The 11,402-nt window shown below is 62.9% G+C and carries 13 protein-coding genes; 11 read left to right on the plus strand and 2 right to left on the minus strand.

What is annotated here, in order from left to right; all coding sequences use genetic code 11:
- The 5 genes from L0966_RS19795 to L0966_RS19815 are packed head-to-tail and all read left to right on the plus strand — an operon-like array spanning position 1 to position 5,428.
- Positions 1–1,437, plus strand: coding sequence for a CpaF family protein (locus tag L0966_RS19795; protein WP_234053768.1), 1,437 nt, complete (start codon positions 1–3; stop codon positions 1,435–1,437).
- Positions 1,434–2,390 carry a type II secretion system F family protein gene (locus L0966_RS19800; protein WP_234053769.1) on the plus strand — a complete coding sequence of 319 codons (957 nt, stop codon included), beginning with the start codon at positions 1,434–1,436 and terminating at the stop codon, positions 2,388–2,390. Before L0966_RS19795 ends, L0966_RS19800 begins: the two co-directional genes overlap by 4 nt.
- Positions 2,391–2,398: 8 nt before the next feature.
- A complete protein-coding gene (locus tag L0966_RS19805; RefSeq protein ID WP_234053770.1) occupies positions 2,399–3,319 on the plus strand; it encodes a type II secretion system F family protein in 921 nt (306 codons plus the stop codon).
- 29 nt (positions 3,320–3,348) lie between these two features.
- Complete coding sequence (locus tag L0966_RS19810) at positions 3,349–4,752, plus strand: pilus assembly protein TadG-related protein (protein WP_234053771.1); 1,404 nt, start codon at positions 3,349–3,351, stop codon at positions 4,750–4,752.
- A gap of 10 nt (positions 4,753–4,762) precedes the next feature.
- Positions 4,763–5,428: a hypothetical protein gene (locus L0966_RS19815; RefSeq protein WP_234053772.1), complete on the plus strand. Its 666-nt coding sequence runs from the start codon at positions 4,763–4,765 to the stop codon at positions 5,426–5,428.
- A 73-nt stretch (positions 5,429–5,501) separates the two neighbouring features.
- Here the strand turns inward: L0966_RS19815 and L0966_RS19820 are convergent, their stop codons facing one another.
- Together L0966_RS19820 and L0966_RS19825 are read right to left on the minus strand one after the other, a co-directional pair.
- Positions 5,502–6,152 carry a MucR family transcriptional regulator gene (locus L0966_RS19820; protein ID WP_234053773.1) on the minus strand — a complete coding sequence of 217 codons (651 nt, stop codon included), beginning with the start codon at positions 6,150–6,152 and terminating at the stop codon, positions 5,502–5,504.
- A gap of 25 nt (positions 6,153–6,177) precedes the next feature.
- The gene (locus tag L0966_RS19825; RefSeq protein ID WP_234053774.1) at positions 6,178–6,699 is read right to left on the minus strand and encodes a hypothetical protein; all 522 of its coding nucleotides are present in this window, start codon (positions 6,697–6,699) and stop codon (positions 6,178–6,180) included.
- Between the two features lie 149 nt (positions 6,700–6,848).
- Between L0966_RS19825 and L0966_RS19830 the strand changes: the two genes are divergently transcribed.
- The 6 genes from L0966_RS19830 (at position 6,849) to L0966_RS19855 (ending at position 11,401) form a co-directional block, all read left to right on the plus strand.
- Positions 6,849–7,817, plus strand: coding sequence for a hypothetical protein (locus tag L0966_RS19830; protein ID WP_234053775.1), 969 nt, complete (start codon positions 6,849–6,851; stop codon positions 7,815–7,817).
- A gap of 82 nt (positions 7,818–7,899) precedes the next feature.
- Complete coding sequence (locus tag L0966_RS19835) at positions 7,900–8,091, plus strand: hypothetical protein (protein WP_234053776.1); 192 nt, start codon at positions 7,900–7,902, stop codon at positions 8,089–8,091.
- Positions 8,088–8,783, plus strand: coding sequence for a DotI/IcmL family type IV secretion protein (locus L0966_RS19840; RefSeq protein WP_234053777.1), 696 nt, complete (start codon positions 8,088–8,090; stop codon positions 8,781–8,783). The genes L0966_RS19835 and L0966_RS19840 overlap by 4 nt, the downstream gene beginning before the upstream one ends.
- A 1-nt stretch (position 8,784) precedes the next feature.
- Positions 8,785–9,891, plus strand: coding sequence for a DotH/IcmK family type IV secretion protein (locus tag L0966_RS19845; RefSeq protein WP_234053778.1), 1,107 nt, complete (start codon positions 8,785–8,787; stop codon positions 9,889–9,891).
- Positions 9,892–9,900: 9 nt separating this feature from the next.
- Positions 9,901–11,133, plus strand: a complete 1,233-nt coding sequence (locus L0966_RS19850; RefSeq protein WP_234053779.1) for a DotG/IcmE/VirB10 family protein — start codon at positions 9,901–9,903, stop codon at positions 11,131–11,133.
- A gap of 10 nt (positions 11,134–11,143) precedes the next feature.
- The gene (locus L0966_RS19855; protein ID WP_234053780.1) at positions 11,144–11,401 is read left to right on the plus strand and encodes a hypothetical protein; all 258 of its coding nucleotides are present in this window, start codon (positions 11,144–11,146) and stop codon (positions 11,399–11,401) included.
- Position 11,402 lies beyond the last annotated feature (1 nt).

The following is an 11,402-nucleotide window of genomic DNA, read 5'->3' on the forward strand; positions in this document are numbered from 1 at the left end:
ATGGCACTGTTTCCCAATCGCAGGCCCGAAGTGTCCACCACCCTTCCGACGTCGGCGGCTTCTGTGCCGACGCCCAGGCCGGCGCCAGAGGAAGAGGTGCGGGTCCGGGGGGTCGTTCGCGACGCGGCTGTCATTGAGCCGATGCGCCAGCGCTGGGCGGAGCGGCTGCAGCAAAATGGGGACCTGGTGCTGATGCAGAGCCAGACGGGCTCCTCTGCTGACCGGGAACGGAACAAGGAGAGCGTGCGCGGTGCGCTCGTGGAGATATCGAAAAGCGATGCCGGCGGGCTGTCGAAGGGAGAGCGTGAGGGGCTCGTGGAGGAGCTGGTCGCCGAGCTCGTCGGCTATGGTCCGATTGAAGGACTGCTCGCGCGGGACGACATCAGCGAAATCATGGTCAATGGCGCCGGGATGATCTTTATCGAGCGCAAGGGCATGATGGAGCACGTCCCAGGCCTGATCTTCCGGAGTGAGGAACTTCTGCTCCGAATTTGTCAGCGGATGGTTGGGGCGGTGAACCGCCGCGTGGATGCGCAGACGCCCTTGTGCGACGCTCGCTTGCCGGACGGCAGCCGCATCAACGTCGTTATCCCCCCCATAGCGGTGGACGGCACGCATCTGACGGTCCGTAAATTCAGAAAGGACAAGCTGACGCTGAAGGACCTCGTCGCGTTCAAGTCGTTGACGCCGGAGGCCGCAGAGGTCCTGCGCATTATCGGCCGCGTGCGGATCAACACGATCATCAGCGGGGGGACGGGGTCGGGGAAAACGACACTCCTCAACTGCTTGACGGGGGCGATCGACGAGACAGAGCGGGTAATTACATGCGAAGACACGGCGGAGTTGCAGCTGCAGCAGCCGCACGTGGTGCGGATGGAGACCAGGGTGGCGGGCACCGAGGGCACCGGTGAAATCCGCATGCAGGAATTAGTCAAGAATGCCCTCAGGATGAAGCCTCACCGGATCATCGTGGGCGAAGTGCGCGACGCGGCTGCAGTTGATCTCATCCAAGCGATGAACACTGGACACAATGGCTCGATGGGCACTGTGCACGCCAATGATCCCGCCCGCTGCCTCTCGCGCCTCGAGGCGCTGATGCGCACGTCGGCCGGCTCCAACAACATGCCGAGCCACCTAATCCGTCAGGACCTCTCAGAATCGGTGGAGGTCATCATCCAGACCCGCCAGTTCTCCACCGACGGCCGCCGCGTCATTACCCACATCACTGAGATTACCGGCATTGAGGGGGATGCGATCACGAAGCAGGACGTTTTCAAATGGGATGCACGGGCGGGCGTCCTTCGGGGCACCGGGGTGAACAAGCCCCGCTTCTGGGAACGGGCGGTCGAATACGGCGAAGGCGAGGCGCTCCTCGAAGCGCTCGCCAATGCCAACAGTAAGCTGGATCCGACTTTCCGGAAGGCGACGCACCCATGAGCACACTCGCGGGCATTCTGGCGGCGATCGCGGCCATGAGCGCTGTGGCAGCGCTGTTCTACGCCGATATGCTCGCGGGTGCGGATGTGGACCGCCGTCGGCGCGCCATCATCGCCCAGGCGCCCATTTCGGGCGAGGAGCAGCGCCGCATCTGGCTCGAGCAAATGGAAGAGCGCATTGCGGAGATGCGCAAGCGCGAGCAGGACCGCAACCGGCGGCGGCCATTGAAGGAAGTGCTTGAACAGGCCGGCCTGAAGTGGTCGGAGCGCAGGTTCATCTACACCTCTATTGGCTGCGGAGTGGCGGTGTTCGCGGGCCTGGTGGTGATGTCGATAAACGTAGCGGCCGCGGTCCTCGTGGGCGCCGTGGCGGGCTATCTGGTGCCGCAGAAAGCACTGGACACCCTGCGGGCGCGGCGCGTCCGTGAATTTGTCGCGGATCTGCCCGAGGCCCTCAACCTCATGGTCCGCGGCGTGCGTGCCGGTCTGTATATCAACGATTGTGTCCGGCTGATCGTGACCGAAATGCGGGGCCCGATCCGCGATGAGTTCCAGCGTGTTGCTGATGCGCAGCAGCTCGGCGCTACATTGGCTGAAGCAATTGAGCAGATGAGCGAACGCGTGCAGTCGGATGAGACGCGCTTCCTGTCTCTGGCAATTTCCATTCAGGCCGTCGAGGGGGGAGGCATTGCCGAGCCCCTCGAGAACCTCGCGAACACTATGCGGGAGCGCGTCAAGCTGCGGGACAAGATTGCCGCCATGACGCAGGAGGCGAAGTTTTCCGTGCGGATCCTGGCGCTGATGCCATTGGGCGCGCTGGCCCTTAATTACGCCATGACACCTGACCGCACGGCGCTGTTGTGGACCACGACGTTGGGCCAGGTGTCGATGGCCGCGGGCGCCCTCTGGATGGGCCTTGGCATTCTCATCATGAACCGGATGCAGAAGATATAGGTGACCAGATGGTGAACCTCGCACAGGCCACGATTGCCGCAATCTGTGCTGCAACGGCGGTGATTGCCGCGGGAATTGCGCTGACGCCCGACGCCAAGGAGCGCCGCATTACCGACGTGCTGAACGGAATCACCGGAGGCGGCTTGGTGACGCCGCGCGCGGTCAGGTTGCAGGAGCGAGCCTCTGAAGCCTTGACGCGGATCCTGAATCTGCGGGGGCTTTTGACCAAGAGCATCCGGGACAAGCTCCAGGCCGCCGGACTGCGCCGCACGCGCGACGAAACGCTGTTTCTTGCCGCGCGTCTATTGGTCTCCTTCGCGGCCGTCCTTGGCGGCTTCGCCTGCGCGGCTGTGATTGAACCCGAAGCCATGTCGACCCCGGTCCGCGCGCTGATGGTAGGGGGCATCGGCTACATGGGTTGGTGGCTGCCGGAGCGCTGGCTCGAGGACAACGCCAAGAAGCGATCGGAATCTATCCGGGAGTCCTGGCCGGACGCTCTGGATCTCATGCTGATCCTGGTCATCTCAGGCAAGAGCGTCGAGGACGCGATGCGGCGCATGGCGGCAGACATCGGTGCGCGATCGCCGTTCCTCGCAGAAGAGGTGACGGTTCTCCTGTCGGAGCTGTCGATTCTCGATGACAGACGGGATGCCTATGCCAATTTCGGCAGGAGATGTGGGGTGTCTGATGTGCGCAGCGCCTGCGTCGCTATCGTGCAGGCGGAAGAGCAGGGCACGCCCCTAGCGGACACTTTCCGCAACCTAGCCTCGTCCGGACGCGCGGAGCGGATCTCCAACGCGGAAAAAAAGGCGGCGAGTCGGGCCGCGATGCTGCCCGTGCCAACCATCGTGTTCTTTATTCCACCGTTGCTTATCGTCGGCGCGGTGCCGATGGTGATCGAAATCATGGCATCGGGTGGCATCTTCTGATGCGAGAAGAGTGTGATAGGGGCTGTTGCATGAACATCAAAGCTCTAATGCTACGTATTCTGCAGGTGTACCAGAGCGAGCGTGGCGCAGTTCATGTCTTCGTACTGATGCTCATCATTCCACTCATCGGCATGGGTGGGCTCGCTATCGACTGGGCTCGCCTGTCGGGCCTTTACCAGAAGGCTCAACAGGCGGCGGAGGTGGCGGCCAGCGAAGCGGCGCGAGGAGCGACCAATGCCGAAATCGAACGATACGCGCTTGGCCAGTTGGACGCTTACGTCAAGTCTGCAGGCTTCAGCTCCGCAAGCGATGTGGTCAAGGTAAATACGACACGATCAGGGAAAGTAACAAGAGTCTCTGTAGACGTTACCTATACACCGTGGTTCGCAGCATTTTATGGCTCGCCCAGCGCCAAGACTGTGACGGCGGCCGTTGCAACCCGGAACTCCATACCGGATCCGAATGAGAAAATCTTCGATACACCGGGCACTTACAAATGGGTGGTGCCTGGGCTAGTCACAGAGATTTCGATCGTGGCAGTTGGTGGGGGGGCTTCGGCGCCGATCAAGAAACTATCAGCCCCTCTTTATGATGGATATCCGGGGGGGCAAAGCGCAGTCAAGAATAGCAGCGGTCAAACGCTGGTGTCTGCCAATGGCGGCGGATCATCTGGGAGTATTTGGATCGGTGGGTGCGGAGGTAAAAAAGATGGCGGGGGCTGTGGCGGCGACTCAGGGATAGGGTTTCTTGCGAGCTACGCCGGGGGGAATCTGAACATTTTTGATGCGGCTGGCGGCGGTGGGGCGGGGGGCTGGGATGGCAATGGAGGCAGCTGGTCGCGGACAACGCACGGCACCAATGGCAGCGGCGGCGGCGGCGGGGCAGGAACAGAGGGTGTCATGCCATTTGTAGCGTCCGCCTGGGGCTCCGCAGGTGGTGGTGGCGGCGGCGGCGGCGTTGGCCTGTACGGCCAAGGAGCGGATGGCGCCAAGGGAGGGATCGGGCTTGTCAGTGGCAGCTTTGTGGCCGCGGGCGGGCAGGGCGGCTCGGGCGGAGAAAGTGGCGGATATGGGGGCGGGACGTATGGTGCGGATTGCGGCTGCTACGACACGATCGAACTCAGTGGGGCGGGAGGGTGGCCAGGTGGGGGGGGAGGAGGCCTGACGTCCTATAATAATACGGCTCTTTACTACGCAGGAAAGGCCGGGGGGGGGGGAGAATTAAGCTATGTAAATAAGGTGTTGGTCACGCCCGGAGATGAACTCACGGTTACGGTTGGGGCGGGCGGGAAAAGCATGCGTACCACAATCACCTCATTCGGTGGTTACTCGGCGACGGTAACAACGGGAGCGGGTGGAGGTGGAGCAGTGCGTATCATTTGGGGCGAGGGCCGGCAGTTTCCGGCAACGAAGGTGAGTTCGGCCGTGAATTAGGAGGATGCCTGTGAAGCTCGCGGTGAAAGGGGTCTTGGCGGTATCATTGGCGGTATCAATGGCCTGCCTTGGGGGCTGCGCGTCGGTGCCGACTGCGATGTCGCCGGAGGCGGGGGTGATAGCCCAAGCCAAAGGGCTCGCAGCGCGCGGGCAACGAGAGCAGTCTGCTGCAATGCTGCGGATTGCGGCGATGTCCAATCCGGACAGCCGTGTGTTGAGAGCGGCGTATGGTAAGAGCCTCATTGGTGTCGGCGACTTGGCGGAGGCCGAGTCTGTGTTGGCCAAAGCGCATACCCCGGATAATCCAGATCCAAGTGTGCTGGCCGCTCAGGGCGTGGTCGCCGCGCAAAAGGGGGATCAGCGGATGGCGCAGGAGTATTTTCGTCGTGCGCTCAATCTGCGTCCTGGCGACGCGAAAGTGCAGGCAAACTTGGCGCTGAGCCTGGCAATGGAGGGTAAGCCGGGAGAAGCCGAACAGGTTGCGCGCGCCGCGGCCGGTAGTCCGGCGGCGGACGCGCGGGTGCGTCAGACGCTGGCGTTGGTTCTAGTCCTCGAGGGCAAGGACCGCGAGGCCGCGGAAGTCTTCCAGAAGGATCTTCCGCCGGACAGGGCGAGCGCAAATGTGAAGATGCTGCAACAGATGCGCGCTGGCGGGGCTAAGAAACGTTCGGCCTAAAACCGTTGACTAAAGAAATCCCCGGTCCAGAGGCCGGGGGTATTCGAGCCGATTGCGGCTATCAGAAGGGCAATCAGTCGGAAGACGAATCCGAATCATTCTTCGTATTTTTCATTGTCCTCGGTAGGGATTCTTTGGCGTGCGCTTGACGCTCCCTGTGAAAATCGGAGCAGATAAGCGGGTATCCAGAAGGCAGACGCCATTTGCGGAGGTAAGCTTCAGGTTCGATTTCGTGCGTTGCGCGCAGATGTTTTGTAAGCGATGTGAAAGATTGGCCGCATTCCAGGCAGACCAGATGGTCGGGAAACACGGACAATCTGGACAACCGCTCCGGGGCCGTCTTCGCGCTCCATTCGAGCCCGAAGACGGCCGGACCGGACCCCGGGGTGGGGTTCGCTGGCAGTCGGCCGCGGTGCCGCTTGCGCTTTCCAGAGGGGATTCCAGAGGGGAGATAGGCCACATTGTCAGGAAGCTCCGTGAACTCCGCTGCTGCCTCTTCTTCTTCAGCGCTGGGGGAGAACGGGAGTTCGGTTTTTTGTGCCGCGGAGGCCCCATCAAGCTTGGCCACTTCGTAGCGGATAAGGTTGATAAAGCCGTCAAATCCCCCTTCGAACGGTACGGACGCGTGGTACCGTGCATAGACTTCCTGAGCCAGCCGCACGATCTCCATCACGCCGGCCGCGAGGCCCATTGATGACGGCTTCCCGGGTCGCTTATCGGTCATGTGTGCGGTCCTTTGATTCTCGGTCTCAAGTTTGCTCATCCGCCGCCCGTTGCAGGTGATTTGCCCTTATCCAATGTGCCAATGATAAGGGCAACATGGAAAACGGCAAGAAGAGGACGACAATCATAGTCCAGGCGGAATCGAAGGCGCAGGCAAGTGCCGTTCCGATGATCATTAGCCAGGACATGAGTACCACAATGTCGCGGGCGATGTAACGGTGTTTACGCGCAGCGGCCTGCGGCGATGAGGGGCTTGCGTCGGCGGTTTGATGCCCAGAACCGGTACTCGAAACTTCGCTGGTTTCTGTGCGCAGATCCACAGGATCGCAGGCGTCATGGTCGCGGTGGGTCTGTGCGGCAGGGTGTCCCTCAACACTTGGATCCTCGGTGCCACTCCAGAGCACGATTGCGTTGACGATGGATCCACGCCCCCCGTCGACATGGGGCCGCGCACGGGCTGCGGTATTTCGGCATGCATCGCGCAGGGTGCGTGCAGTGTGGAGAAATGGCAGGGGGAATAGGCGAGAGAATGCGAATCTGACCGACATGCGCTTTTAATCCGGGTAAATGGCGCATAGATGGCGCTCATATGGAGGAAGCTCGGATAAAATAGCGATTAAATGCCATGATGTGTTGGACTTGTGGTGAGGATCGGCTAAAAACTGGTTGAAGGTGACGCAAACCCACGGTCAGATGAATGTCGCATCAGGATATGGACGGGTCGGAGCGCAGGCTCTCAAGAGGGCAGCGGCGTAGCGGCTACATTCCTCATTTGATTTGGGCCGGCGCACTGGTGGCGGTGGCCGGCATCGCGGGCTACGCGATCATCCGCCTCGATGAGGCCGAAAGTCGCCGGGTGATGTGGAGTTCGTCGTGGTCTCACAAGAATCCGACGCGGCAGCCTGTGGAACTCCCGCAGCCCGAGGAAGGCCCTGCGCGGCCGTATGGAGAGCCGGCGCGAGCCGATCCGCAGTACGCGCAGCGGCCGAGCAATAGGCGGCAACAGGGTCTCGATGTGGGGCAGCAGCCGGCGCCTGCTCCGGGGGGAGCAGCTCCGCGCGTTGCGCCTCAGCCGTCTTCTGTGCCTCAGCCGGCTGGTTCGGCGATCGTGACCGCGGGAGATCCTGCGGTGCGGTTGGTTCGAACTGCGGATTCCGTGGCGTTCACGCTGCCGGATGCCGCTCTCGCGGGGCAGATGTTCCAGTTGCTGTCGCAGCTCCAGTCGGTGCCGGCCTACGGCAGCACGTCACCGGAGAGGGCGATCCAGGTTTTTTTTGATCCCCGGTGTCCATACTGTCACAAGGCGTTTGAGGTGCTCAACGACAAGCTCCCGCTCAACTGGGTCCCGGTGCTGGCGCTGGGAGATGATGAAGGCGGGCGTGGGCTCGCGCGGGGGATCCTGGCGGCCTCCGACCGACGTGCGGCGCTGTCGCAGGTGTTCGGGGGGGCGAAGCTCTCGGCGCCGCCGACGGAGGGCGCTGATCGCGCGCTTGACGTGGCTGGTGAGATTTTCGGGCTGACCATGGCCGCGCTGAAGAGCGCGGGTGCCACGACCTTGGGGGTCCCGACGTTCGTGGTGCCGCGGCCCGACGGGCAGGCAACCATCTACGTCGGCTATGATCCGGACGTGCTGATGAAGCTCTCGCAGATCTATCGCGGCGGCTGACATGGCTCGAAAAGCGTTTCCGGCATTTGGGTTCCCGCCGGCGGCTCGGCCGCCGGTCCCCTCTCGCGCCGTGCGTGGGGTGGTGGCTCTCGCAACCCTTGTGGCGGTCATGCTCGGCGTGCTTGTCGGCTCCATGGGCGTCAACGTCGTCGTGGGTGCCCGGCTGGTGGCGACAGCGGATGTCATCGCCTTCGTCGCGGACGGCGGTGTAGCTGGCTGCGCCGGCACTCTGGTGCAGAGCGGTGTCGTAACGTCGTCGGGGGGCGAACCGTGACGGTCATTGAGGGCAACAAGACCAAAGAACAGATTCAAGAAGAGCACCAACTGCGAGAGCGGCTCAAGAAATACCTTTGGTCGGTCATTTCCATTATGGGGATGGTACTTACCGCGTCGGTGGTCCTGAATCTGATACTGGCTTATGGGCTGATTTGGCGCTTCCCGGTGAAGCAATTTCTTTGGACAAGCGATGCTAAGGCGGTATGTGAGGCCATTCCTCTCGACGAGCCAAATATCAGTGCCGCCCGTTTGAAGGACCTCGCTGCCACGGCAGCGGTTGATGTCTACAATTTTGATTATGCAAACTGGCGGCCATATCTAAACAGTGCGTTAGATAAGTATTTTACCCCACACGGGCGCGACGAGTATAGGGCGGATCTGCAAAAGTCTGGGCTGATCAAGGTGGTCGTGGACAACTATTTGATAGTATCCGCGGTCACTATGGCTCCCCCGAACGTGACCCGCAGCGGCAAGCAGCTGGGCCGGTATTGGTGGGAAGTCGAGGTGCCGCTGACTATATACTACCAGACCAGTAGTAGTTCGCGACGCGAAAATCGCTTGGTGGTGTTCACCATTGTCCGGGTTGAGCCGTCCCCGCTCAACCCGAACGGTGTCGCGATTGATGGCGCGATCAGTAAGCAGCTGACGTCTGACCAGCTCAATAGGATCAACTCGGAAGGGGGGCTCTGAGATGGGCGTTCCATTCGTCATCGTGGTGCTGACCTCGGTGGCAGCATATTTGGGCGCAGCGGTGGCAGCCCGGGCGCAGGGCGGGCCCATGACGCCGCAACCGGGGTTCCCCTCACAGGGCCAGCCGGTGCAAGGCCAGGTGATTTACAGCTGCCCGCAGGGCTATGTGTGCACGCCAAATCCGCAGCCCGGCAACATGCCGCCGCGACCGATGACGCAGGCGGAGCTGGATGCGGTCAGGGCTGGCATCGTGCGGGAGTCGCAGGGCGCTGTGCTCACTCCGGCGGAGATCGGTCAGCTGCGCGACAGTGGGCTGCTTGCACAATCGGCCGCCAACTGGCCGGGCCTCTCGAAGGACAGCCTGCCGGAGCCGGCGCCACGGATCATCCAGATCTCGGATGCGTCCCAGCGCGTGCCGGACAAGGTGACGCTGGCGATGAACGTCGTCACGCCTGTCACGTTTCTGGATAAGGCTGGCAAGCCGTGGCCGATCGCGGCGGTGGCCTATGATCCCAGGACGTTCGCGCTCGACGGGCAGGGCTGCGGAAACCAGGCTGCGCAGCAGCAGGGCGGGGCCACGGACGCCCGGCCGACGACGATCAACCTGATGCCCTGCAGATATCAGACCTTTGGCAATGTCGCTGTGACCCTTGAGGGTCTTGCGACCCCCATCGTCCTGATCGCCCAGAGCGGCTTCGGCGCTGGCAAGCTGGACCTGCCGGTGACTGTGCGTCTGACGGGGGCATCGCCGGCTTCTGCCGCGCAGGCGCGGCAGGAGGAGGCGGTGCGGCAGAAGCGGGCGCTGATGCGGGCGTACAGCAGCGCGCCGGCGGTCCCGCGTGGGGTGGACCCGGAGCTGGATGCGTTCGTCGCGGGTGTGCCGCCGAAGGGTGCCGATCGAATCGATGCCGACATGAGTGGACTCTCGGCGTGGATGTACGGAGGGCGGCTCTACCTACGCGGTCCTGTCCAAGTGATCCACCCTGAGTTTGACGCCATGGGCGCCGGCGCCGACGGCGTGTTCGTGTGGCGGTTCTCACAGCCCATCGCTCGCATTCGCGTCGTTCTCGATGGCGGCGTGGAGCGCACAGTGACGCTCGGGCTCTAGGAGGATGGCATGAAGCTGGGGAAGGGGCCCCTGGTTCTGGGGGCGGTGGGTGTCGTGGTGGCATTCGGTGTCGTCATGGTTTTGGTCGACAAGAGGAGTGAGGATCAAGGAGGCGTCGCGACAACCTCCCTGGAGCGGGCGCCGACGACGCGCAACAACCCGCTGACGCCGGTTGGTCCGTCCGAGGCGAGCAAGAGGGCCGTCGTCAACGCGGAACAGGCTGCAGCAGCGCAGGCGAAGTCAGGCACATATCAGGCGCCGCCGGTGATCGTGGCCACGGAGCCGCCGCGCAAGACGGAGGTTCCGCCAGAGTTCACGCCGCAACTCGGGCGGGAGCAAGTACCTCTTCCACGCCCGCTCGGGCAGCCGACCGTGGCGCCCCCTGCCACGTTCGGCACTCCGACGATCATCTATGCCTACCCGCAGCCGCTCGCGGACCAGGATATCCGCAAGCAGGTGGAGTCGCAGATCCTGGCGATCATGAAGCCGCCAGAGGGGGGATTCGTGAGTCGGCCGTTCGCGAAGCCGCAGGTCCAGGCCGCAGCCGCGGGTGGGGTGGGGGCGGGCGGCGCGGGGATGTCGGGGGGCAGCAGCAGCGAGACGATCCTGGCGGCGCGCAGCGGCGACGTCGCCTGGGCGACACTCGACCGAGGCTTCAATTCGACGGATCCGCAGGCGCCCATCTTCGCAACGATCTTCGATTATCGCGACGGCCAGGCGACCGGGCCGCTGCACGGCGCCCGCGTGCTCGGACAGATCACCTACAACAAGGACCAGGCAGCGGTCACATTCAACTCGTTGATCCTACCATCCGGCTACCAGATCCCGATCCGCGGGCTCGGGATCACCGACGCGGATGGGCGGACGGGCATAGCCGCGCAAGTGGATTACCACACCCTGGAACGTTACTCGGGCCTGCTGGTGGCGGGTTTAATACAGGGCGCGGGGCAGGTGGGACAGGAGATGGTGTCCAACAACTCATCCTACTACGTGACATCCTCCGGTGCCTATATGCAGGTCCCGAGCACGCCGACACTATTGGAGGCGGGCATGGCGGCACTGCAGCCGGTGGGACAGGCGCTCTCTTCCGCGGCGTCGCAGGTGTTCAGCAAGCCGGCGACTATCAGCTCTCCGCGAGGAATGGGGCTCGGAATCGTCTTCATCCAGCCCGTGACTGTCCCCATCGAGCAGGTGATCCGTTCGGCGGCGCTGACACGCGCCGCCGAGGGTGAGCGGAAGTAGGGGGGCGGACATGGTTGCCACCTCCAAAACAATTCCAGACCTGCTGGGGAGCCTTGTCGATAGCGCGGATGGGGTCGCGGTTTCCCTCGCGGCGATGATGGGTGCTGTGGGCCTCGCCATGGCGGGCTTCGCGCTCTTGAAAATCTATCATTCTGTTCAGAACGACGAGGACAAACCGCTCGGTTGGATTGTGGCGCTGGTGTGCGGATCCCTCTTGTCAGTTTCGGGCGTCATCGCCGCCCGATCCAGCATGCTGTTCTTTGGGTGAA

The sequence above is a fragment of the Xanthobacter sp. NM-59 genome (assembly GCF_021401125.1).
Classification (GTDB): Bacteria; Pseudomonadota; Alphaproteobacteria; order Rhizobiales; family Xanthobacteraceae; genus Xanthobacter.